Genomic DNA, 21,952 nt, shown 5'->3' on the forward strand with positions numbered 1-21,952 from the left:
GCGTGTCGGCGGTCCGTGACAGGATCGCCGCATGGACCCCGAGATCCTCCGCTACGCGGCGTTCACGAACGACCCCGAGGGCGGCAACCCCGCGGGCATCGTGCTCGAGGCGGCCGCCCTCGACGCCGCCGCGATGCAGCGCATCGCGGCCGAGGTCGACTACGCCGAGACCGCGTTCGTGACGGGCGAGACGGCCGACGGCGCACGGAGCATCCGGTACTTCTCGCCCATCGCCGAGGTGCCGTTCTGCGGGCACGCGACGATCGCGACGGCCGTCGTCCTCGCCGAGCGCGAGGGCGCCGGGCGGCTGCGGTTCGCGACACCCGTGGGCGAGGTCGTCATCGAGACCGAGGCGACGCCCGACGGGGTCGAAGCCGCGTTCACGAGCGTCGAGCCGAGCGTGTCCGAACTCGACGACGACGTGCTCGCGCGCGTGCTCGACCTCATCGGGCTGCCGGCGTCCGCGCTCGATCCGCGCTATCCGCCGCGGCTCGCGTTCGCGGGGAACCCGCATCCCGTGGTCGTCGTCGCAGACGCCGTCGACTTCGACGGACTCTCGTTCGACCCCGTCGCGGCCCGCGCGCTGATGGATGCCGAAGGCTGGCCTGCGACGATCACTGTGCTGCGCGAGCTGGGAGAGGGCGCCGACGGCGCGGGTGCCGACGGCACGGTCGAGTTCGAGGCGCGCAACATCTTCCCGGTCGGCCGCATCGCCGAAGACCCCGCGACCGGGTCGGCGGCTGCCGCAACCGGCGGATACCTGCGCGCGATCGGCGCGGTCGCGCCGCCCGCGCGCATCCGCATCCACCAGGGGCGCCACGTCGGCCGACCGGGCGTGCTCGAGGTCTCGATCCCGCCCGTGGGCGGCATCACCGTGGGCGGGAGAGCCGTGCCGATTTCGACCTGATCTCCATCGAATCCCGTGCCGATCCGGAGGGCAGCACCCCCGGATCGCGAGATATGACGTCCATTCGTCGATTCTCCATTGCGACGGGGCCGCGATCGGGCGAAGATGACCCGGGGGGTTCTGATGGGGGAATCGAAGACGCCGGGCATCGCAGTCCAATCGAGATCGGTGCGCGAGTCGCGCCTCGCCGAGCGGATGGGTCTCAGCCCCGACGTCGCGGTCGCCGTCCGCGGCGACCTCGCGATCCCCGAACTCGCCGACGCGCTCGACGGCCTCGACCGCGCGCTCCCGTGGGATGCCGGGGTCGTCGTCACGGTCGTGCAGACCTACGACCAGCTCGACGGACTCTCGGCGTGGCTCCTCGAGTGCGGCGTGAGCGCGCCCACGTGGGTCGTCTACGGCGGTGGGCTCGCCGGAACCCCCGGCGACGAGGCCGTCCGAGACGCATTGCGCGACGCGGGATTCACCGCGCTCCGCGCATGCGCGGTCTCATACGGGTGGCAGGCCGTGCAGGCGGCGCCGCCGCGATTCGCCTGACGCCTAGGCTCGACTCCATGCAGACGCGCACCCTCGGCCGCACCGGCCGCACGGTTTCAGTGATCGGTCTCGGCACGTGGCAGCTCGGCGCCGACTGGGGCGATGTCGACGAAGCCGACGCGCTCGCGGTGCTCGACGCGGCGCACGCCGCGGGCGTCACGGTGTTCGACACGGCCGACGTCTACGGCGACGGCCGCAGCGAGGCGATCATCGGCCGCTGGCTCGCCGCGAACCCCGACTCGGGCGTGACGGTCGCGACCAAGATGGGGAGGCGGGTGCCGCAGGTACCCGAGAACTACGTCCTCGAGCACTTCCGCGCGTGGACCGACCGCTCGCGGAAGAACCTCGGCGTCACCACGCTCGACCTCGTGCAGCTGCACTGCCCGCCGACGGCCGTCTACCGCGACGACGTCGTGTTCGACGCGCTCGACACCCTCGTCGCGGACGGCGCGATCGCGAACTACGGCGTGAGCGTCGAGACCGTCGAGGAGGCGCTCCTCGCGATCGCCCGGCCGAACGTCGCGACCGTGCAGATCATCCTCAACGCCTTCCGCCTGAAGCCGCTCGACGAGGTGCTGCCCGCCGCTGCCGCGGCAGGCGTCGGCATCATCGCGCGCGTGCCGCTCGCGAGCGGTCTGCTGACGGGCCGCTACACGCTCGAGACGACGTTCGCGGCGAACGACCACCGCACCTACAACCGCCACGGCGAGGCGTTCGACGTCGGCGAGACGTTCTCGGGCGTCGACTATGCGACGGGCGTGCGCGCGGCCGCCGAGTTCGCGGCGCTTGCGCGCGATGCGGCGCCGCAAGCCTCGACGGCACAGGTCGCACTCGCGTGGATCGCCGCGCAGCACGGCGTCTCGACCGTCATTCCGGGCGCGCGCAACCCCGAGCAGGCGCGCGCGAACGCCGCCGCCGGGTCGCTCGACCTGCCCGAGTCGTTCTTCGAGGGTGTGCGCGAACTGTACGACCGCGAGCTGCGGGCGGCCATCCACCCGCGCTGGTAGCAGCGACTTCTCCTCGACGCGTGAGCGGTCGTGCGAGGAAGCGGATGCCTCGGCCTCCGCGATCGCGGCCGGCGGGCGCCGACGCACCTGCCCCGCGACCGACAGGCTCACGACGACGACCGCGGCGATCGCGAGGAGCGCGCGGTGGGGGCCGACGGCGTCGGCGAGCAGGCCGAGGAGCGGCGGAGCCGCGAGCGAGGAGATCGTCGAGAACGACGTGACGACCGAGACGCGCGGGCCCGCCTTCTCAGGGTCGTCGCTCGCGGCGGTGATCGCGATGGGGTTGCCGAGCGCGGCGCCGCAGCCCCAGAGCAGGATGCCGAGCCACGCGACGACGAGGTTCGGACCGAAGACGAAGCAGGCGATGCCGACGAGGGCCGAGACGCCCGACGCTCGCAGCACGAGGACGCGGCCGAAGCGGTCGATGAGCCGCCCGCCGAAGAACCGGAACACGGTCATCGCGCCGACGAACGTCGCGTAGGCCATCGCCGCGACCGACTCGGTCGTTCCGTAGCCGTCGACCACCGCGAGCGAGAGCCAGGTCGTCGCCGAGCCTTCGGCGAGCGAGGCGGCGAGCAGCACCACCCCGAGGAGGAGCGTGCGCGGCTCGAGCCACGCCGCGAGGGCGGCGCGCACGGCGGCGCGGTCGCCGCGCTTCGGTTTCGTGGAGGCCCCGGATGTCTCACCCGCCGCGAGCTCCGTCGTGAAGACCGTCGAGGGGCGCAGCAGCCGGAACCTGAGTGCGGTGAGCACGAGGGTCACGACGGCGACCTGCACGGCGACGTGCACGCCGAGGGCCGAGAATCCGGCGGCGACGGCCGCGCCCGCCGCGGCCCCGATCGAGAACGCGGCGTGGAACTGCGCGAGCACCGACCGCTCGAGCCGCTGCTCGACGGCTGCGGCGTTGACGTTGATGGGCACGTTGACGAGGGCGCCGCAGCAGCCGTTGAGGAACGCGCCGACGAGGAAGAGCGGCACCGAGCCGAGTTCGGTCGAGAGCGCGAGAAGGCCGAACCCGACGACGTTGCCGACGGCCCCGGCCGCGAGCGACACGCGCGTGCCGAACCGGGCCACGACGGCGCCGATCGTGACTGCCCCGAGGAGCGACCCGAGTCCGCCGACGATGAGGAGCGACCCGAGCTGCAGGGCGGAGACCCCGAGCGCTTCCTTGATGGAGGGCATCCGGCTCGTCCACGAGGCCATGAACAGGCCGAAGATCGCGAACTGCGCCATGAGCGACCACCGCGCCCGTTCGAGTGTGCGGGCGAGGTCGGCGGGAGGCATCCGCGCGAGCCTAGCAGCGGTTGCGAAGCCCGCTCGGGCGCTCATCCACAGGGTGGGCGCGTTCGCGGGCGTACGCTGGAACGGATGTCTCGCAGCCCCCGCCCCGGTACCGTCTGCGGTCGCCTGTGATCGACATCCTCACGGGCTTCGCCGTCATCGTGCTCGCCGTGTTCGTCGGCTGGATCGGCGCGCGCACGGGTGTGCTGCGCGGCGAGGCCCGCACGGTGCTCGCGAGCCTGACGTTCAACATCCTCGCGCCGTTCCTGCTGTTCTCGGTGCTGTCCGAGGCCGACGTCGCGTCGCTGTTCTCGGCGCTCCTGCCCGTGTCGGCGCTCGCGGCGCTGTCGATGATGGCGATCTTCGCGCTCGTCGCCCTGCTCGTGTGGCGGCGCACGCTCGCGCACACGGTCATCGGGTCGCTCTCGTCGGGGTACGTCAACGGGAACAACTTCGGCATCCCGATCGCCGTGTACATGCTGGGCGACGCCGCCTACTCGGCGCCCATCGTGCTGCTGCAGTTGCTGCTCTTCGCGCCCGTCGGGCTCGCGGTGCTCGGCGCGACGGTCGAGGGGCGCACGTCGTTCGCCGCGATCGTGCGCTCGACGCTCCTGAACCCGATCATCCTCGGGTCGCTCCTCGGCGTGATCGTGGCGGTGTCGGGGCTCGACCTGCCGCCGCTCGTGTCGGAGCCCGTCGCGCTCATCGGCCACGCGGCCGTGCCGATCATGCTCATCTCGTTCGGAATGTCGCTGTACGGGCAGCGGATCCTGTCGGCGAGGGGCACGCGGCGAGACATCCTGCTCGCGACGACCCTGAAGCTCCTCGCGATGCCGGCGGCCGCGTGGGCGATCGGCTCGTTCGTATTCGGGCTCTCGGGGCACGACCTCTACGCCGTCACCGTGCTCGCGGCGCTGCCGACCGCGCAGAACGTGTTCGTGTTCTCGCAGCGGTATGAGACCGCAGAGACGGTCGCGCGCGACACGGTGTTCCTGACGACGGCGGGGTCGCTGCCCGTGCTGTTCGTCATCGCGCTGCTGCTCGGCGGCTCGCTCGGCTGAGCGGGGCCGACGAGCTCCGCGATCGACCGGCGGCCGAGGTTCAGGGTTGTCCCTGATCCCCGCGGCTTGCGCACGCGGGTAGCTTCGGATGCATCGCGATCGCCGCCGCTGCCGGGGGGAACTGTCGACGGAGAAGCGATTCAGAGAGCCGGCTCCGCCTGTACCCGTATGTCGGGCGGACGCCGGCTCTCAGCGTGTCGGCCAGGGGTCAGACGCGTGCCGTGCGGCGCTTCGCCGCGGCGCGCCTGGTCGCGCCGTAGGCGCGCATGAGCTGCGGGACGACGAGGTAGACGGCGGTCGGGACCACGAGAGCGGTCAGGAGGAGCGCGCGGAGGATCGGATGCCACGACTCCGACACGGGCGCGAGCAGGATCATGCCGATCGAGACGAGCGGGAAGATCGCGAGCCACGTGATGACGGCGCGCACGTGCACCGAGGGCGGCGCGGTCGGGGCGGTGGTGATGTCGCTCATGGGAGCGTCCTTTCGAAGAGTGCGTCGGGCGATCGCCCAGTATCCAACTGAATAGTTGCAACTGAATGGTTGTAATTGAATCACGCGCTCGGATATTCCGCAACTACTCAGTTGGAATTGGCTAAGATCGGGGCATGGCCTGGGACACCGAGCGCACCAAGCGGCTCCTGCTCGACGCCGCGACCGCCGAGTTCAGCGAGCACGGGCTCGCCGGCGCCCGTGTCGACCGCATCGCAGCCTCGGCCGGGGTCAACAAAGAACGCATCTACCAGTACTTCGGCAACAAGGCCGCGCTCCTCCGCGCCGTCCTCGAGACCCGGCTCACAAGCCTCGTCGACGAAGTGCCGATGCGCCTCGACGCCGGCGACCCCGGCGCCGACCCCGAGGCATCCGTCGGGGCCGACGCCGTCGCCGACTACGCGGGGCGACTCTACGACCACCACCTGGCCGACCAGACCATCCCGCGCCTCATCTTCTGGGAGGGGCTCGAGGTCGGGCGCGACGAGTCGCCCGCGTCGAGGTTCGAATACAACGAGACCAAGGTCGGCGTGCTGCAATCGATGCTCCCGGGCGTCGACCGCCGCGCGGCGGGCGAACTCCTCCTCACCATCGTCTCGCTCGTGAACGCGTTCCCTGTGCTGCCGCAGCTCGACCGCCAGATGGTCGGCGACGGGCCCGATCGCATCGCCGAGCGGCGCACCGTCATCGTCGACGCCGTCACGCTCCTCGCGCGCGCGGCGATCGAGCGTGCCGCCGTCGAGCGCGCAGGCATCGTGCGTGCGGCAGACTCGACCCTGTGACCGAGCCGCTCCTGTCCCGCCTCCCCGAGGGGCGCGACGCCGACCCCGACGCCCTCTACGACGGGTTCGTCTCGTGGGCCGAAGACCGCGGGCTCTCGCTCTACCCCGCGCAAGACGAGGCCGTCATCGAGCTCGTGTCGGGGCAGCACGTCATCCTGTCGACGCCGACGGGCACGGGCAAGTCGCTCGTCGCCGTCGCAGCCCACGCGACCGCCGTCGCGCGCGGCGGGCGCACCTATTACACGGCGCCCATCAAGGCGCTCGTGTCCGAGAAGTTTTTCCAGCTCGTCGAGATCTTCGGCGCCGCGAACGTCGGCATGGTGACGGGCGACTCCTCGGTCAACGCCGATGCGCCGATCGTGTGCTGCACGGCCGAGATCCTCGCGAACCTCGCGTTGCGACAGGGCCCCGATGCCCCCGTCGACCAGGTCGTCATGGACGAGTTCCATTACTACGGCGACCCCGACCGCGGCTGGGCGTGGCAGGTGCCGCTCCTCGTGCTGAAGCGCGCGCAATTCCTGCTCATGTCGGCGACCCTCGGCGATGTGTCGACGATCGTGGCAGACCTCGAGCGCCGCACGGGACGCGAGGTCGCCGAGGTCACGGGAGTCGAACGGCCCGTGCCGCTGAGCTACCACTACGCGAAGACGCCCGTGCAAGAGACGGTCGAAGAGCTCCTCGACACGAAGCAGGCGCCCGTCTACATCGTGCACTTCTCGCAGGCGGCGGCCATGGAGCGCGCGCAAGCGCTCTCGTCGATCCGTGTCGTCACGCGCGAGCAGCGCGACGAGATCGCCGACGCGATCGGCGGGTTCCGGTTCACGACGGCCTTCGGCAAGACGCTTTCGCGGCTCGTGCGGGCGGGTATCGGCGTGCACCATGCGGGGATGCTTCCGCGCTACCGCCGGCTCGTCGAGACCCTCGCCCAGCGCGGACTCCTCAAGGTCATCTGCGGCACCGACACCCTCGGCGTCGGCATCAACGTACCGATCCGCACGGTGCTCGTGACGGCGCTCACGAAGTTCGACGGACAGAAGATGCGCCAGCTCAGTGCGCGCGAGTTCCACCAGATCGCGGGGCGTGCCGGGAGGGCCGGCTATGACACGGCGGGCACGGTCGTCGTGCTCGCGCCCGAGCACGAGATCGAGAACGAGCAGGCCGTGCGCAAGGCGGGCGACGACCCCAAGAAGCTCAAGAAGATCGTGCGCAAGAAGGCGCCCGCAGGGTTCGTGACCTGGGGCGAGGGCTCGTTCGATCGGCTCATCGCGGCCGAGCCCGAAGCGCTCGTGCCGCAGTTGAAGCTGTCGGCGGCGATGCTCATCAACGTCATCGCCCGCGGAGGAGACGTCGCAGGAGACATCCGCTCGCTCGTCTTCGACAACCACGAACCGCGCGCCCGTCGCTTCGCGCTCGCGCGTCGCGCGCTCGAGATCCTGCGCACGCTGCGCGACGCGCAGGTCGTCGTCCTCGAACCGGATGCCACGGCCGGACCCCTGGGAGTGAGGCTCTCGCTCACGGTCGACCTGCAGCCGAACTTCGCCCTCAACCAGCCGCTCTCGCCGTTCGCGCTCGCCGCGATCGAACTGCTCGACCCCGAGACGAGCGAGCAGGGGACGGGTCAGTACGCGCTCGACGTCGTCTCGATCATCGAGTCGACCCTCGACGACCCGCGGCCGATCCTCTCGCAGCAGGAGTTCCGTGCGCGCGGCGACGCTGTGGCCGCCATGAAGCAAGACGGCATCGAGTACGAGGAGCGGATGGCCCTCCTCGAAGAGGTCACCTACCCGAAGCCGCTCGGCGACCTCCTCGCGCACGCGTTCGAGACGTTCGCGTCGAGCCAGCCGTGGGTGCGCGACTTCGAGCTGCGGCCGAAGTCGGTCGTGCGCGACATGTTCGAGCGGGCGATGACGTTCGGCGAGTACGTGTCGCTCTACCAGCTGGCCCGCAGCGAAGGGCTCGTGCTGCGCTACCTGTCCGACGCGTTCCGTGCCATCCGCCAGACCGTGCCCGACGAGGCGAAGGACGACGAGCTCCACGACCTCATCGAGTGGCTCGGCGAGCTCGTGCGCCAGGTCGACTCGTCGCTCGTCGACGAGTGGGCCGAACTCGTCGATCCGACCCTCCACCACGACGGCGAAGAGGCGGCCGTCGTGCCGCCCGCGCCGCCGTCGGTCGTGACCAACCGCCGCGCGTTCACGGTGCTCGTGCGCAACGAGCTGTTCCGCCGGGTGCAACTGGCCGCCCTCGAACGCGACGACGAACTCGCCGAACTCGACCCCGACGTGGGCTGGCCCGATGTGCTCGACCGCTACTACGACGAGCACGACTCGATCGGCGTCGACGCGGCGGCGCGCTCGCCGAGGCTGGTGTCGATCGACGAGACGGATGCCTCGGCCGGCCGCTGGGTCGTCGAGCAGACGATCGACGACCCTGCCCACGACCACGACTGGCGCATCCGCGCCGAGGTCGACCTCGTCGCCTCGGCCGAGGAGGGCGAAGCGGTCGTGCGGGTCACCGAGGTCGTGCGGCTGTAGCGTCCGCGCCCGGTCGGCATGTCGCCGACCGTCGTTACACTCGACGGGATGACCGACGAGCCCGCCCCCTTCCACGACTTCGACGAGGTCCCGTGGGACGTCGACGCGCTCGTGCCTCCCGACGACGAGTGGGCGGCTCCGCCGCCGGACGAGTGGATGCCTCCCGCCGGCGCGTCGTCGCCGGTGCGGCGTGCGGGCGCAGCATCCGGTGCTGCCGTGGCATCCGCCGCTCGTCTCGGCGTCGCGCCCGCGCGGTACGCGACGGCGCTCGACGCGCTCCGCGACGTGTTCGGGTACGACGCGTTCCGCGGCGAGCAGGCTGCGATCATCGACCAGGTCGCTGGCGGCGGCGACGCCGTCGTGCTCATGCCGACGGGCGGCGGCAAGAGCCTCTGCTACCAGATTCCCGCGCTCCTCCGCGAGGGCACGGGCATCGTCGTGTCGCCCCTCATCGCGCTCATGCACGACCAGGTCGACGCGCTCGTGCGCAACGGCGTGCGCGCCGCCTACCTCAACTCGAGCCAGCAGTCGTTCGAGCGCGCCGAGGTCGAGCGGGCGTATCTCGCGGGCGAGCTCGACCTCCTGTATGTCGCCCCCGAGCGGCTCAATACCGAGCCGACGCTGCGCCTCCTCGAACGCGGGCGCATCGCGCTCTTCGCGATCGACGAGGCGCACTGCGTGTCGCAGTGGGGGCACGACTTCCGGCCCGACTACCTCGCGCTCTCGGGCCTCGCCGAGCGCTGGCCCGACGTGCCGCGCATCGCGCTCACGGCGACGGCGACCGAGGCGACCCACAAAGAGATCACCGAGCGGCTCTCGCTCGAACGGGCTGAGCACTTCGTCGCGAGCTTCGACCGGCCGAACATCCAGTACCGCATCGCGCCGAAGATCGAGGTGCGCAAGCAGTTGCTCGACTTCGTGAAGAGCGAGGGGCGCGACGCCGACGGCAACGCGGTCGCGGGCATCGTCTACGCGCTGTCGCGCGCGAGCACCGAGAAGCTCGCCGACTACCTCCGCCAGCACGGCGTCGACGCGATGCCGTACCACGCGGGCCTCGACGCGGGCGTGCGGCGGCGCACGCAAGAGCGGTTCCTGCGCGAAGACGGCGTGGTGGTCGTCGCGACGATCGCGTTCGGCATGGGCATCGACAAGCCCGACGTGCGCTTCGTCGCCCACGTCGACCTGCCGAAGTCGGTCGAGGGGTACTACCAAGAGACGGGGCGTGCCGGCCGCGACGGGCAGCCGGCGACGGCGTGGCTCGCCTACGGCCTGCAAGACGTCGTGCAGCAGCGCCGCATGATCGACGAGAGCCCGGGCGACCTCGCGTTCAAGCGGCGGCTCACCGCGCACCTCGACGCCATGCTCGCGCTGTGCGAGACGGTCTCGTGCCGCCGCCAGAACCTCCTCGCCTACTTCGGGCAGCAGAGCGCGCCGTGCGGCAACTGCGACACGTGCCTCGAGCCGCCCGCCTCATGGGACGGCACGGTCGCGAGCCAGAAGCTCCTGTCGACGATCGTGCGCCTCCAGCGCGAGCGCGGTCAGCGGTACGGCGCGGGGCACCTCGTCGACATCCTGCGCGGCAAGCGGACGCCGCGCGTCGAGCAGTACGGGCACGACTCGCTCGCGACGTTCGGGATCGGCGACGACCTCTCCGACCCGCAGTGGCGGGGCGTCGTACGGCAGCTGCTCGCGCAGGGCCTGCTGCAGTCGGTCGGCGAGTACGGCGTGCTCGCGCTCACCGAGGCATCCGGTGCCGTCCTCGCGGGCGAGCACACGGTCGCGTTCCGCACCGAGCCCGACCGACCCGTGCGCGGCTCGTCGCGTCGCGCGGCGGCACCCGCCGCAGCCGACCTCGAGCACGCGCAGGCCGAGCTCTTCGAGGCGCTCCGCGCGTGGCGCGCGGGCGAGGCGAAAGAGCAGGGCGTGCCCGCCTACATCGTCTTCGGCGACGCGACCCTGCGGGCGGTCGCGACGGCGAAGCCCGCGAGCCTCGCCGACCTCGACGCCATCACGGGCATCGGGGCGAAGAAGCGCGAGGCGTACGGCGAGGCAGTGCTGCGGGTCGTCGCCGCGCACTGAGACTCGCGCGACAGGTGCGCTCGCGCACCGCGCGCCGATACGCTGACCTCAGCGAGGCATCCGGAAGCGGCGCCGAACCACCGCGCCGAGCGCCGAATGCGACCGAGAACCGCATGCGACCGAGCGAGGGGGGCTCATGGCGCACGACTTCGATCTCCGACGTCCGCCGGGCGTCACGCTCGTGGCGGTGCTCGTCTGGCTCGGCGCCTTGTTCGACGTGCTCGCGGGGCTCCTGCTGCTCATCGTCCCGCAAGACCCCGACGTCGTCGAAGCCCTGGGCGGAACGGCCCTCGTGGTGACGTTCGGGGTCGGCTCGCTCCTGCTCGGCGTCATCGCGGCGATCGTCGGTGTCGGCCTGTGGGTCGGCAACCCGATCGCACGCATCGCCGTGACGGTCGTCGAGGTCGTCGGCCTCGCGCTCTCGATCCTGCTCGTCTTCCTGGGGGCGAACATCTGGAACGAGGCGATCAGCGCGCTCATCGCGATCGCGATCATCTGGCTCATCTGGACGCCCGACGCCTCGCGATTCTTCAGGGGCCTCGCGCCCGACCAACCCGACCTTTCGAGGAGTCCCGACGTGCCCGACATCACTGATCTGCCCGATGTCCCCGAGACGCCCGACGCCCGGAAGGACGTCTGATGGCCGCCCCGCGCCCCGCCGGCGTCACGATCGTCGCGGTCTTCGCGTGGATCTCGGGAGCGCTCGACATCCTCGCGGGCACGCTCATGCTCGTGTTCTCGCCCGTCAAAGCGATCGTCGACGAGTACGGCAATCTCGGCACACTCATCGCGGCGGGCATCGGGTCGATCATCATCGGCCTGTTGACCGTCATCGTCGCGGGCGGCCTGCTGCGCGGCAACGCCGCGGCGCGCATGATCGTGACGATCCTGCAGGTGCTCTCGATCCTCGGCTCGCTCTTCCTCGCGATCGCCTACGCGTCGAGCCCGACGGCGGTCGGGGAGTGGTTCGGCATCCTCATCTCGGTGATCGTGCTGATCTTCCTCTGGTCGCGTCGGGCGAACGAGTTCTTCCGGTCGTAGGGCGGCCGCGAGGCATCCGGATGGTTCGTGCCGCGCGCCGGGCGCGAGGCATCCGCCCTTGTTGACTGTCGTAAAACCCGACGACCCGACTTTGTAGGATCACGCAACTCCGGTCGAGGCCCGACGCCGCCGGTTTGTCGGGTCCTGACCGACCGTTTCCGGCCCGACGCCGTGCGTCGTACGTTGGAAGACGGCCACGACCGCTCGAGGAGGACGACATGGTGGACACCGCACCCCGCACCGAGAAGACTGCGAAGCCCGAGGCGACCACGCCCGGTGCAGAGGGGCGCCCCGCCGCCTCGACGCCCGGCGCCGCTCGATCGACCGGCGCCCCCGCTGCGCCGAAGATCGACACCGCCAAGCTCGGCCGGCAGCTCCTCGGCACGTGGGCCGACATCCGCCTCGCGGCGCGAGCGCGCGCCGCGCGCCCCGAGCTCCAGCGCGTCGAGGGTCTCTCGATGGCCGAGCACCGCGAGCGGGTCCTCGGGCAGCTCCACATCCTCGTCGGCGAGGGCGCTGTGCAGCGCGCCTACCCGAAGGAGTTCGGCGGATCCGAAGACCAGGGCGGCAACATCACGGCGTTCGAAGAGCTCGTCGTCGCCGACCCGAGCCTCCAGATCAAGGCGGGCGTGCAGTGGGGGCTCTTCGGCTCGGCCGTGCTCCAGCTCGGCACGAAGCGCAACCACGACGAGTTCCTCCCCGGCATCCTTTCGCTCGAGGTGCCCGGCGCGTTCGCCATGACCGAGATCGGCCACGGCTCCGACGTCGCCTCGATCGGCACGACCGCGACCTACGACCCCGAGACCGAGGAGTTCGTCATCCACACGCCGTTCCGCGGCGCGTGGAAGGAGTTCCTCGGCAACGCGGGCCTCCACGGCAAGGCCGCGACCGTCTTCGCGCAGCTCATCACCAACGGCGTCAACCACGGCGTGCACTGCTTCTACGTGCCGATCCGCGACGAGAACGGCGAGTTCCTGCCGGGCGTCGGCGGCGTCGACGACGGCCTCAAGGGCGGGCTCAACGGCATCGACAACGGGCGTCTGCACTTCACGAACGTGCGCATCCCCCGCACGAACCTGCTCAACCGCTACGGCGACGTCGCGGTCGACGGCTCCTACACGAGCGAGATCTCCTCGCCCGGCCGCCGCTTCTTCACGATGCTCGGCGCCCTCGTGCAGGGCCGCGTGTCGCTCGACGGCGCCTCGACCGCCGCCGCGGCCATGGCCCTCACGATCGCGATCACGTACGGCAACCAGCGCCGCCAGTTCACGGCAGGCAGCGACACCGACGAAGAGGTGCTGCTCGACTACGGGCGCCACCAGCGCCGACTGCTGCCCCGCCTCGCGACGGTGTACGCGCAGACGTTCGCGCACGACGAGTTCCTCGTGAAGTTCGACGGCGTGTTCTCGGGCACGAAGGACACCGAGCAGGAGCGCGAAGACCTCGAGACGATGGCGGCCGCGCTGAAGCCGCTCTCGACGTGGGCCGCGCTCGACATCCTGCAGGAAGCGCGCGAGGCGTGCGGCGGCGCGGGCTTCATCGCCGAGAACCGCCTCGTCGGCCTCCGTCAGGACCTCGACATCTACGTGACGTTCGAGGGCGACAACAACGTGCTCCTCCAGCTCGTCGCAAAGCGACTCCTCACCGACTACTCGCGGCAGTTCGCGAAGGCCGGCCCGGGCGCCATGGCCCGCTACGTCGTGTCGTCGACCGCCGACCGCGCCTACCACGGCACGGGCCTGCGCCGTCTCGGCCAGACGATCGCCGACTTCGGCTCGACGGCCCGCTCGGTGAGCGAGCTCCGCGAGACCGAGACCCAGCACGAGATGCTGACCGACCGCGTCGAGGCGATGATCGCCGAGATCGCCGGCCGTCTGAACAGCGCGCGCAAGCTCCCCAAGGCGGAGGCCGCCGCGGTGTTCAACCGCAACCAGAACGCCCTCATCGAGGCGGCCCGGGCACACGCCGAGCTCCTGCAGTGGGAGGCCTTCACGCGAGGCCTCGAGCAGATCGAAGACGAGGGCACCAAGCAGGTCGTCACGTGGGTGCGCGACCTGTTCGGCCTCGGCCTCATCGAGAAGCACCTCGAGTGGTACCTCATCCACGGCCGCCTCTCGCCGCAGCGCGCACAGGCCGTGACGGCGTACATCGACCGCCTCATCGAGCGCCTGCGCCCCCACGCACAAGACCTCGTCGACGCGTTCGGCTACACGCCCGAGCACCTCCGCTCGACGATCGCGACGGGCATCGAGCTCGAGCGCCAAGAGGAGGCGCGCGCCTACTACGCCGACCTCCGCGCGTCGGGCAAGGAGCCCGTGCACGAGAAGTCGCTCGCCAAGAAGGGCAAGAAGAAGTAGTCGTCGCGGCGGTGCCGTCTGAAGCGCATCGAGACCAGGTCACGAGGTCTCGGTGCGCTTCGGCGTTTCAGCCGAGCCCTACTGCGCCGGCGGCTTGAGGAGCATGCCCGACGCGAAGCCCACGACGAGGCCCGCGGGCAGCCACAGCCAGAACCCCGTCCAGAGGCTCACGCCGATGCCGACGACGAGCCCCACGATGAGCCCGAGGATGAGCTGCTTACGACGTGCGGCGGGATTCGGTTCGGCCATGCGAGAAGCCTACGCGGATGTCTCGGGGCACTCGCTGTGCGCCACGTGCGCGCGGGTGCACCCGTTGAGCGGGCGCAGGGTTGCGGAGGTGGCGCAGCGCGCTGCGGATGCCTTAGCCGACCAGCCCGAGCGCCCGCACGGCGTCGCGCTCGCCGACGAGTTCGGCGACCGACGCGTCGATGCGGCTTCGCGCGAACCCGTCGAGCTCGATGCCCTCGGCGATCGCCCAGTCGGCGCCGTCGCCGGCGCTCGTCACGGGGAACGAGAACACGAGCCCCTCGGGCACGCCGTACTCGCCGTGCGAGACGACGCCCGCGCTCGTCCACCCGCGGTCGCCCGTGCCGAGCACGAGGTCGTGCACGTGGTCGATCGTCGCCGACGCCGCCGAGGCGACTGACGACGACCCCTTGACCTCGATGATCTCGGCGCCGCGGTTCGCGACGCGCGGGATGAACGTCTCGGCGAGCCACTGCAGCGCCTCGTCGGCGCCCTCGAGGCGGGTGGTGAGCAGGTTCGGCACCGGGATGCCCGCGACGGTCGCGTGCGAGACATCCGGGAACTGGGTCGCCGAGTGGTTGCCCCACACCGCGACGTTCCGGATGTCTCCGACGGGCGCGTCGAGCGCGGCTGCGAGCTGCCCGAGGGCGCGGTTGTGGTCGAGGCGGGTGAGTGCCGAGAAGCGCTCGGCCGGGACATCCGGAGCATGCTCCTTCGCGATGAGCGCGTTCGTGTTCGCGGGGTTGCCGACCACGACGACCCGGATGTCCTCGGCCGCGTGATCGTTGATGGCCCGGCCCTGCGGACCGAAAATGCCGCCGTTGGCGCTGAGGAGATCGGCGCGCTCCATGCCCGCCGTGCGCGGGCGGGCGCCCACGAGGAGTGCGTGGTTCGCGCCGTCGAAGGCGCGCCCCGGGTCATCCGTCACGTCGACCGCGTCGAGAAGCGCGAACGCGCCGTCCTGCAGCTCGAGCGCCGCGCCCTCGGCCGCCTTGAGACCCTGCGGGATCTCGAGCAGGCGCAGCCGCACGCGCGTGTCGGGGCCGAGCAGGTCGCCCGCCGCGATGCGGAACAGGAGCGCATAGCCGATCTGGCCGCCCGCGCCCGTGATGGTGATCGTGACCGGTTTCGTAGCCGCCATGGGCCGAGCCTACGCCGGTCGCGCGTCACCTCCCGGTAACGTTCAGTCATGCGAGAGCTCTATCCGGAGATCGAGCCGCTGGAAACCGGCATGCTCGACGTGGGGGACGGACAGCACATCTACTGGGAGGTGTCGGGCGCGAGGGACGGCAAGCCCGTCGTCTTCCTGCACGGCGGCCCCGGGGGTGGCACGTCTCCCGCCCACCGACGCCTGTTCGACCCCGAGCGGTACCGCATCGTACTGTTCGACCAGCGCGGGTGCGGGCTGTCGATCCCGCACGCGTCCGAGCCGAACGCCGACCTCTCGGCGAACACGACGTGGCACCTGGTCGCCGACATGGAGCGGCTGCGCGAGCACCTCGGCATCGACCGGTGGCAGGTGTTCGGCGGCTCGTGGGGGAGCGCGCTCGCGCTCGCGTACTCCGAGACGCACCCCGAGCGGGTGACCGAGATCGTGCTGCGCGGCATCTTCACCCTGCGCCGGTCGGAGCTCGACTGGTTCTACGAGGGCGGCGCGTCGGCGCTCTTCCCCGACCTGTGGGAGGACTTCGTCGCGCCCGTCCCCTTGCTCGAGCGCGCGCACCTGATCGAGGCCTACGGGCGGCTCCTGCAAGACCCGAATCCCGACGTGCACCAGACCGCCGCGATCGCGTGGTCGCGGTGGGAGTCGTCGACGATCACGCTGCTCCCCCAGGTCGAGACGATCGCGCGCTTCACGTCGCCCGAGTACGCGACGGCGTTCGCACGCATCGAGAACCACTACTTCCGCCACGGCGGCTGGTGGGAGGAGGGGCAGCTCATCCGCGACTCGTCGCGCCTCCGACACATCCCCGCCGTCATCGTGCAGGGCCGCTACGACATCTGCACGCCCGTCATGACCGCGTGGGACCTGCACAAGGCGTGGCCCGAGGCCGAACTGCGCATCATCGGCGACGCCGGGCACGCGTTCGACGAGCCCGGCATCCTCGACGCGCTCATCGAGGCGACCGACAAGTTCGCGTCGCGCGAGTACGAGAGCGCGGCGGATGACTCGGGGCAGGCGGATGACTCGGGCTCGACCGATGCGCTCCGCAGCCCGAACCTCGCGGCTGCGGCCGAGTTCGAGCCCGAGCCCGAGAACGCGAACGACATCATCGGCGAAGACGCAGAAGACGTGCGCCTCGCGAGCCCCGCAGAAGATGCGATCAACGACGCACTCGACGACGATCTCGACGCCGACCTCGAAGACGACGAGTAACGCGCGCGTACGCGCGGGCGGTAGTTTCTCGGTATGACGTTCAATCCGAACGCCGACATCAGGGGCGGCAAGGCGAGCAAGCGCGGACGCAACACGGCGATCGCGGCGGGCGGCGTCGGCATCGGCGCCGTCGCGATCTTCCTCATCTCCCAGTTCCTCGGCGTCGACCTCTCGGGGATCCTCGGCGGCGGACAGCCGCAGGAGGAGTCGGGCGTCGCGCTCGAGTGCGCGACGGGCCAAGACGCCAACGAACGCGTCGAGTGCCGCATGCAAGGGGCGTCTGCATCGCTCGAGGCGTTCTGGCAGGCCGAGGCGCCGTCGATCGGCGTGCAGTACTCGCCGCCGGCGGACTTCGTTCTCTTCGACCAGCAGACGAACACGGGCTGCGGCGCAGCGACGAGTGCGACCGGCCCGTTCTACTGCCCGCCCGACCAGACGATCTACGTCGACGTCACGTTCTTCGACGAGCTCGAGCAGCGCTTCGGCGCGCACGGCGGCCCGCTCGCCGAGATGTACGTCGTCGCCCACGAGTGGGGTCACCACATCCAGAATCTCGCGGGCGTCCTCGAGCGCACGCAAGACGGCCAGACCGGCCCCACCTCGAATGCCGTGCGCGTCGAACTCCAGGCCGACTGCTTCGCGGGCGCGTGGGTCGCCGACGCCGCGAACACGACGGATCCGAAGGGCAACACGTTCCTGCTGCCGCCCACGCGCGAGCAGATCAACGAGGCCCTCGACGCTGCAGGCGCGGTCGGCGACGACCGCATCCAGCAGACCATGCAGGGCCAGGTGAACCCGCACACGTTCACGCACGGCACGAGCGCGCAGCGGCAGAACTGGTTCGCGACGGGCTACCAGGGCGGCGCGGGCGCGTGCGACACGTTCAGCATCAGCGGGTCGCAGCTCTGAGGCATCCGCTCGTCTGAGGCAGCCGCCGCGCTCGCGCGCACGGCCCGCCCCGGGGCTCACACGACCGGCAGCGCCGCCGCGATCGCCTGCCCGAGCTGGGTCGGCTTCGTGAATTGCGGCCAGTGCCCGGTCGGCAGGTCGACGTAGTCGACGTGCTCGATGCGGGCGAGCTCGCCGATCCACGGCTGGCCGGCCGCGATCGCCTCGACGAGCACCTGGCTCGGGAACTCGCACGCGATGATCGTGACCGGCACCGCGTAGCGGCGCTCGTCGGCGAGCTTCAGCGGGTCGGATGCCACGGCCGCCGGGATCGGGATCGCGACGCGCTCGAACTCGGCGCGGAGCGCCGGGTCGAGGTCGACGAGGTCGGCGTCTTCGAAGACCGACCAGTCGGGCAGCGGCACCTCGTCGCCCACCACGGGAAGTTCGGCGTTGATCGGCTCGCCGTCGCCGCTCGGACCGGCGTCGACGTAGACGACCTTCGCGATGCGGTCGGGCCGCGCATCGACGACGCCGTGCGCGACGGTGCCGCCGCCCGAGTGCCCGACGAGCACGACCGGCCCCTCGCTCTCGTCGACGAGGTCGACGACCGCCCGGATCCAGTCGGCGAGCCCGATGCCCGACCGGTCGGCGTCGCGCGACTCGAGCCCGGGCAGGGTGATCGGGCGGATGTGGTGGCCGGTCTCGTCGAGCACGGGGGTCACGCGCGCCCACGATGACGCGTCGAGCCAGAAGCCTGGGATGAGGATGACGTCCATGGCCCGACGCTAGCGCGGCCCTCCGACAGTGGGGTTCAACGGGCGGCGGATGGCTCGGGGGCGGCCCGTTCGGGGCTGTGGCGCCCCGCGCGTGGAGCGCGGGTTCCGACGACGAGCACGACGATGCCGACGGCGAGCACCCCGAGCCCGACGGCCGACCCCGGCGAGAGGTGCTCGCCGAGGAGCAGCACTCCGAGGAGCCCCGCCGTGAGGGGTTCGGCAAGGGTGAGCGTCGAGACGGTCGCGGGCGCGAGGCCCGCAAGGCCCGCGCCGAAGAGGACGTACGCGAGGGTCGTCGTGACGAGCCCGAGCCACGCCGCCATGGCGATGCCCTCGGGCGACGCGAGCCACGAGGCATCCGTCAGCAGCAGGATCGGCAGGCTCGCGACCGCCGCGATGCCGAAGATGCCGCCGACGCTGCCCGTCGACGTCCACCCGCGATCGAGGAGCGCCTTCGCGGCGAGCGTGTACACGGCGTACGACGCGCCCGCGCCGAGCGACGCGAGGAGGCCGAGCACCGGCGAGCCCGAGGCATCCGGGCCGCCTGAGACATCCGCCGCGCCCGAAGCGCCGCCCGACGCGACCGCGAGGATCGCGACGCCCGCCGTCGCGATCGCCGTCGCGACGAGCCACCGCCCGCCGGGGTAGCGACGCGTGAGCGCCCAGTCGAGCGCGCCCGTCAAGACGGGCGCCGAGCCGAGCGCGACGACCGTGCCGACCGCGACGCCGTTGGCCGCGGTGCCCGCGAAGAACGCGGGCTGGTAGCACACGACGCCCGCCGCGCCGAGGGCGACGACCGCCCACGTCGGAAGGCGCCGGGTGCCGCCGGAGGGGCCGCCGGGCGACGGAGCGGCGGGTGTCCCGACCGCGCCGCGCCGCCGCCCGGCGACGTGCAGGACGACGGCGACGAGCCCGAGCGCTCCGCCGCCGATGAGGATGCGCGCAGCCCCGATCGAGAGGGGGTCGGCGCTCGGACCGAGCGCCTGGGCCGTGCCCGTCGTGCCGAAGCACACGGACGCGAGGAGCACGGCGACGACGAAGCGCATGGGTGGATTGTTCCACAATCCGCGAGTCGCCGCACTGGGCGGCGGGTTCCCGAGGCGCGGAGCACGCAACCCGCCCACCTCGCGGGAGCTGCCGGGCCGGCGTGAGGGCATCCGAGCGCGGTGACGGTGCCGAAGTGCCGCGGAGGTCGAAGCTTCTGCGTGGATCGGGGGTGTGGGCTGGAGGACTTGCAGTCGACGGTGCCGAAGTGCCGCTGTTCGCGCCCGTGGAGTGGTCCTTCGGAGCGGAACGAGATCGCGCTGGGACGCGACCCGGTCAGGCCTCCGCGACCGCGCTCGCGAGCGCGAGCTCGTCGGCCTCCTCGAGCGCGGTTTCGTCGGCGCGCTCGGTGGGTTCGGCGGCATCGGCGCCCGCGGAAGTCGCACCCGCCCGGCGCCTGCTCGGCAGCAGCGCGACGACGCTCGCGAGCAGGGCGAGCCCCGCGAGCACGAGGAACCCGGTCTGGTAGGCGACCTCGGTGGGCAGCCCCGCGGCATCCGCCGACCCCGTGACGATCGCGGTCATGAGCGCCGTGCCGAGCGCGCTGCCGATCGTGCGGATGTTGGCGTTCGCGCCCGTCGCGACGCCCGTCTGCGACGCGGGCACGTTCTGCACGACGATCGAGGTGGTCGCCGCGATCGCGAGGCCGAGGCCGATGCCGAACACGCCCGCGGCGGCCGCGAGCTCCCACGCCGCGCCGTGCTCGAGCGCGAGGCTCGCGGTCGAGATCGCGATGAGCGCGGCCGCGACGGCGAGCTGTACGCGGAGCCCGACGACGCGGTTGATCGCGCCGACGAGGAAGCCGACGCCCGACATCGTCACGAGCATCGGCAGCATGAGCAGGCCCGACTCGGCCACGCTCGCGCCGAGGCCGTACCCCGTCGAAGTCGGCGTCTGTACGAACCGTGCGAAGTAGGCGAAGACGCCGAACATGGCCGCGCCGATGAGGAGGGAGGCGAGGTTGGCGTTCCACACGCCGGGCAGGCTCATGACCCGGAGGTCGATGAGCGGTTCGCGCGAGCGCAGTTCGACGGCGAGCCAGCCGACGAACAGCACCGCGGCGAGGCCGAGCAGCCCGAGCACGAACGGCGAACCCCACCCGAGCTGCGAGCCCGTGCTGAGCGGGGTCAGGAGCGCGACGAGCCAGCCCGAGAGGAGCAGGGCCGACAGGGCGTTGACCCGACCGGTCGCGCGCGACTCGAGGGTGCGGTCGCGGACGAGCAGCGCCCCGGCGACGAGGACTCCCGCGAGCGGGATGAGGAACAGTCCGCGCCAGCCGACGAGCTCCGAGAGGGGGCCTGCGAGCACCGTGCCGACACCGGCGCCGATGCCCATGATCGCCGAGAGCGCGCCGATGCGGCCCGCGACCCGCTCGCGCGGGAACAGGTCGCGCACGAGTCCGAAGCCGAGGGGGAACACGGCGCCGCCGAGGCCCTGCAGCACGCGGCCCACCACGAGCACGGTCAGGTCTTGCGCGAGCGCGGCGACGATGCTGCCGAGGCCGATCGCGACGAGCGAGACGAGCACCGTGCGGCGTTTGCCGACGAGGTCGCCGACCTTGCCGAGGAGCGGCGTCGCGACGGCTGCGGTGATGAGCCACGCGGTGAGGGCCCACGTGATGCCGGCCGCGTCGGTGCGGAGTTCGGTCTGCATGACGGGGAGGACGGGGATGAGGAGGTTCTGGAGGAGGGCGAACGAGAGGAACGCGAGCGCGATGCCCGCGAAGGCGACGCCTGGGCGTCGGGGCGGGAAGAAGGATGCCTCGGGCGCGCGCCGCGGCGCGGCGACGGTGCGAGGGGCGGTGGAGGTGGTCATGGGAACGATCGGTCCCTTTCACAGGCGAAACGGCGGATGGCCGTCGTATACTGGAGGGAGACTCCGATAGGAGGATGCCTCCGGTTACGGCGCTCAAGCGACTGTACCGGAGGGTGCCTCCGTTTGCAAGCGAAAGGGCGGAATCCGTCGTGTCCGACGTCGTCATCCCCGAGTGGACGGGCGTGCGCAGACCCGCCCGCGCCGACGCGCGACGGAACTTCGACGCCCTCCTCGAGGCCGCTCGCGATGTCTTCGCCGAGCGCGGGTTCGACGCCTCCCTCGAAGAGATCGCCCGACGCGCGGGCGTCGGCATCGGCACGCTCTACCGCAACTTCCCCACCCGCGACCAGCTTCTCGAAGCCGTCTACGTCAACGAGATCGAGGCGCTCGTGCGGGTCGCGCGCGAGGCATCCGACCTCGAACCGTGGGAGTCGTTCACGACCTGGCTCGACCGCTTCGTCGCCTACGTCGGCACCAAGAAGGCCCTCATCGACGGGCTCAACCGCGAATCGGGCGTGCTCGACGCGTGCCGCGTCGTCATGTACGAGGCCGGGCGTCCGCTCCTCGAACGCGCGCAGACCGCGGGCGCCGTGCGCACCGACGTCGGCATCGAGGACGTCGTGCGCATGGTCGCGGGCGTCGCCGGAGTCGCATACCCCGAGCCCGACCAGCGCGATCGCGTCGTCGGCATCGCGGTCGACGGGCTGCGCGCGCGCTGACCCATCTG

The 21,952-nt window shown here is 71.5% G+C and carries 18 protein-coding genes and 2 pseudogenes; 13 read left to right on the forward strand and 7 right to left on the reverse strand.

Features of this window, described 5'->3' with window-relative positions; translation table 11 throughout:
* Nucleotides 1-31: 31 nt before the first annotated feature.
* The 3 genes from ET445_RS06425 to ET445_RS17155 all read left to right on the forward strand — a co-directional run bounded on the left by ET445_RS06425 (nt 32) and on the right by ET445_RS17155 (nt 2,451).
* Nucleotides 32-907 carry a PhzF family phenazine biosynthesis protein gene (locus ET445_RS06425; RefSeq protein ID WP_129189893.1) on the forward strand — a complete coding sequence of 292 codons (876 nt, stop codon included), beginning with the start codon at nt 32-34 and terminating at the stop codon, nt 905-907.
* A gap of 123 nt (nt 908-1,030) precedes the next feature.
* Complete coding sequence (locus tag ET445_RS06430; RefSeq protein ID WP_129189895.1) at nt 1,031-1,444, forward strand: hypothetical protein; 414 nt, start codon at nt 1,031-1,033, stop codon at nt 1,442-1,444.
* 17 nt (nt 1,445-1,461) lie between these two features.
* Nucleotides 1,462-2,451 (forward strand): aldo/keto reductase, encoded by a 990-nt coding sequence (locus ET445_RS17155; protein ID WP_165314447.1) that lies wholly within the window; start codon nt 1,462-1,464, stop codon nt 2,449-2,451.
* 297 nt (nt 2,452-2,748) lie between these two features.
* Here the strand turns inward: ET445_RS17155 and ET445_RS17920 are convergent.
* Nucleotides 2,749-3,780, reverse strand: a pseudogene (locus tag ET445_RS17920) (MFS transporter); the annotation flags it as partial.
* Between the two features lie 80 nt (nt 3,781-3,860).
* On the opposite strand from ET445_RS17920, the gene ET445_RS06440 reads away from it, so the two are divergent.
* Nucleotides 3,861-4,793 carry an AEC family transporter gene (locus ET445_RS06440; protein WP_129189899.1) on the forward strand — a complete coding sequence of 311 codons (933 nt, stop codon included), beginning with the start codon at nt 3,861-3,863 and terminating at the stop codon, nt 4,791-4,793.
* 208 nt (nt 4,794-5,001) lie between these two features.
* Here the strand turns inward: ET445_RS06440 and ET445_RS06445 are convergent, their stop codons facing one another.
* Nucleotides 5,002-5,265, reverse strand: a complete 264-nt coding sequence (locus ET445_RS06445; protein WP_129189901.1) for a putative antibiotic biosynthesis monooxygenase — start codon at nt 5,263-5,265, stop codon at nt 5,002-5,004.
* A 134-nt stretch (nt 5,266-5,399) separates the two neighbouring features.
* Between ET445_RS06445 and ET445_RS06450 the strand changes: the two genes are divergently transcribed.
* The 6 genes from ET445_RS06450 to ET445_RS06475 all read left to right on the forward strand — a co-directional run bounded on the left by ET445_RS06450 (nt 5,400) and on the right by ET445_RS06475 (nt 14,076).
* Nucleotides 5,400-6,065 (forward strand): TetR/AcrR family transcriptional regulator, encoded by a 666-nt coding sequence (locus ET445_RS06450; RefSeq protein WP_129189903.1) that lies wholly within the window; start codon nt 5,400-5,402, stop codon nt 6,063-6,065.
* A complete protein-coding gene (locus ET445_RS06455; RefSeq protein ID WP_129189905.1) occupies nt 6,062-8,599 on the forward strand; it encodes a DEAD/DEAH box helicase in 2,538 nt (845 codons plus the stop codon). Before ET445_RS06450 ends, ET445_RS06455 begins: the two co-directional genes overlap by 4 nt.
* Before the next feature lie 48 nt (nt 8,600-8,647).
* Nucleotides 8,648-10,678: a DNA helicase RecQ gene (gene recQ / locus ET445_RS06460; RefSeq protein WP_129189907.1), complete on the forward strand. Its 2,031-nt coding sequence runs from the start codon at nt 8,648-8,650 to the stop codon at nt 10,676-10,678.
* Nucleotides 10,679-10,814: 136 nt separating this feature from the next.
* The gene (locus ET445_RS06465) at nt 10,815-11,318 is read left to right on the forward strand and encodes a hypothetical protein (protein WP_129189909.1); all 504 of its coding nucleotides are present in this window, start codon (nt 10,815-10,817) and stop codon (nt 11,316-11,318) included.
* Complete coding sequence (locus ET445_RS06470) at nt 11,318-11,719, forward strand: DUF7144 family membrane protein (RefSeq protein WP_129189911.1); 402 nt, start codon at nt 11,318-11,320, stop codon at nt 11,717-11,719. Before ET445_RS06465 ends, ET445_RS06470 begins: the two co-directional genes overlap by 1 nt.
* A gap of 218 nt (nt 11,720-11,937) precedes the next feature.
* Entirely contained in the window at nt 11,938-14,076 is a 2,139-nt protein-coding gene (locus ET445_RS06475) for an acyl-CoA dehydrogenase family protein (RefSeq protein ID WP_129189913.1), read from the forward strand.
* A gap of 78 nt (nt 14,077-14,154) precedes the next feature.
* On the opposite strand, the gene ET445_RS06480 is transcribed toward ET445_RS06475, so the two are convergent.
* Both ET445_RS06480 and ET445_RS06485 read right to left on the reverse strand, forming a co-directional pair.
* Nucleotides 14,155-14,325, reverse strand: coding sequence for an HPP family protein (locus ET445_RS06480; protein WP_129189915.1), 171 nt, complete (start codon nt 14,323-14,325; stop codon nt 14,155-14,157).
* 112 nt (nt 14,326-14,437) lie between these two features.
* On the reverse strand, nt 14,438-15,463 hold the full coding sequence (locus ET445_RS06485) for a malate dehydrogenase (RefSeq protein WP_129189918.1): 1,026 nt from the start codon (nt 15,461-15,463) through the stop codon (nt 14,438-14,440).
* A gap of 48 nt (nt 15,464-15,511) precedes the next feature.
* On the opposite strand from ET445_RS06485, the pseudogene pip reads away from it, so the two are divergent.
* Nucleotides 15,512-16,468: pseudogene (pip, locus tag ET445_RS06490) on the forward strand (prolyl aminopeptidase); the annotation flags it as partial.
* 264 nt (nt 16,469-16,732) lie between these two features.
* A complete protein-coding gene (ypfJ, locus tag ET445_RS06495; RefSeq protein ID WP_129189922.1) occupies nt 16,733-17,608 on the forward strand; it encodes a KPN_02809 family neutral zinc metallopeptidase in 876 nt (291 codons plus the stop codon).
* Between the two features lie 56 nt (nt 17,609-17,664).
* Here the strand turns inward: ypfJ and ET445_RS06500 are convergent, their stop codons facing one another.
* The 3 genes from ET445_RS06500 to ET445_RS06510 all read right to left on the reverse strand — a co-directional run bounded on the left by ET445_RS06500 (nt 17,665) and on the right by ET445_RS06510 (nt 21,225).
* Nucleotides 17,665-18,366, reverse strand: coding sequence for an alpha/beta fold hydrolase (locus tag ET445_RS06500; RefSeq protein ID WP_129189924.1), 702 nt, complete (start codon nt 18,364-18,366; stop codon nt 17,665-17,667).
* 35 nt (nt 18,367-18,401) lie between these two features.
* Nucleotides 18,402-19,412 (reverse strand): DMT family transporter, encoded by a 1,011-nt coding sequence (locus tag ET445_RS06505; RefSeq protein ID WP_129189927.1) that lies wholly within the window; start codon nt 19,410-19,412, stop codon nt 18,402-18,404.
* Nucleotides 19,413-19,686: 274 nt separating this feature from the next.
* Nucleotides 19,687-21,225, reverse strand: coding sequence for an MFS transporter (locus ET445_RS06510; protein WP_129189929.1), 1,539 nt, complete (start codon nt 21,223-21,225; stop codon nt 19,687-19,689).
* 149 nt (nt 21,226-21,374) lie between these two features.
* Here ET445_RS06510 and ET445_RS06515 point away from each other — a divergent pair, with 149 nt between their 5' ends.
* Nucleotides 21,375-21,944 (forward strand): TetR/AcrR family transcriptional regulator, encoded by a 570-nt coding sequence (locus ET445_RS06515; protein ID WP_243695357.1) that lies wholly within the window; start codon nt 21,375-21,377, stop codon nt 21,942-21,944.
* The last annotated feature ends 8 nt before the right edge of the window (nt 21,945-21,952 follow it).

Source organism: Agromyces protaetiae (assembly GCF_004135405.1).
GTDB lineage: Bacteria > Actinomycetota > Actinomycetes > Actinomycetales > Microbacteriaceae > Agromyces > Agromyces protaetiae.

Excerpts from the sequence above, each read along its gene's own strand:
- ET445_RS06510 (WP_129189929.1), bottom strand. The coding sequence starts at position 21,225 with ATGACCACCTCCACCGCCCCTCGCACCGTCGCCGCGCCGCGGCGCGCG.
- ET445_RS06445 (WP_129189901.1), bottom strand. The coding sequence starts at position 5,265 with ATGAGCGACATCACCACCGCCCCGACCGCGCCGCCCTCGGTGCACGTG.
- ET445_RS06485 (WP_129189918.1), bottom strand. The coding sequence starts at position 15,463 with ATGGCGGCTACGAAACCGGTCACGATCACCATCACGGGCGCGGGCGGC.
- ET445_RS06475 (WP_129189913.1), top strand. The coding sequence starts at position 11,938 with ATGGTGGACACCGCACCCCGCACCGAGAAGACTGCGAAGCCCGAGGCG.
- ET445_RS06480 (WP_129189915.1), bottom strand. The coding sequence starts at position 14,325 with ATGGCCGAACCGAATCCCGCCGCACGTCGTAAGCAGCTCATCCTCGGG.
- ET445_RS06505 (WP_129189927.1), bottom strand. The coding sequence starts at position 19,412 with ATGCGCTTCGTCGTCGCCGTGCTCCTCGCGTCCGTGTGCTTCGGCACG.
- ET445_RS06450 (WP_129189903.1), top strand. The coding sequence starts at position 5,400 with ATGGCCTGGGACACCGAGCGCACCAAGCGGCTCCTGCTCGACGCCGCG.
- ET445_RS06465 (WP_129189909.1), top strand. The coding sequence starts at position 10,815 with ATGGCGCACGACTTCGATCTCCGACGTCCGCCGGGCGTCACGCTCGTG.
- ET445_RS06425 (WP_129189893.1), top strand. The coding sequence starts at position 32 with ATGGACCCCGAGATCCTCCGCTACGCGGCGTTCACGAACGACCCCGAG.
- ET445_RS06470 (WP_129189911.1), top strand. The coding sequence starts at position 11,318 with ATGGCCGCCCCGCGCCCCGCCGGCGTCACGATCGTCGCGGTCTTCGCG.
- ypfJ (WP_129189922.1), top strand. The coding sequence starts at position 16,733 with ATGACGTTCAATCCGAACGCCGACATCAGGGGCGGCAAGGCGAGCAAG.
- ET445_RS06430 (WP_129189895.1), top strand. The coding sequence starts at position 1,031 with ATGGGGGAATCGAAGACGCCGGGCATCGCAGTCCAATCGAGATCGGTG.
- ET445_RS17155 (WP_165314447.1), top strand. The coding sequence starts at position 1,462 with ATGCAGACGCGCACCCTCGGCCGCACCGGCCGCACGGTTTCAGTGATC.
- ET445_RS06500 (WP_129189924.1), bottom strand. The coding sequence starts at position 18,366 with ATGGACGTCATCCTCATCCCAGGCTTCTGGCTCGACGCGTCATCGTGG.
- recQ (WP_129189907.1), top strand. The coding sequence starts at position 8,648 with ATGACCGACGAGCCCGCCCCCTTCCACGACTTCGACGAGGTCCCGTGG.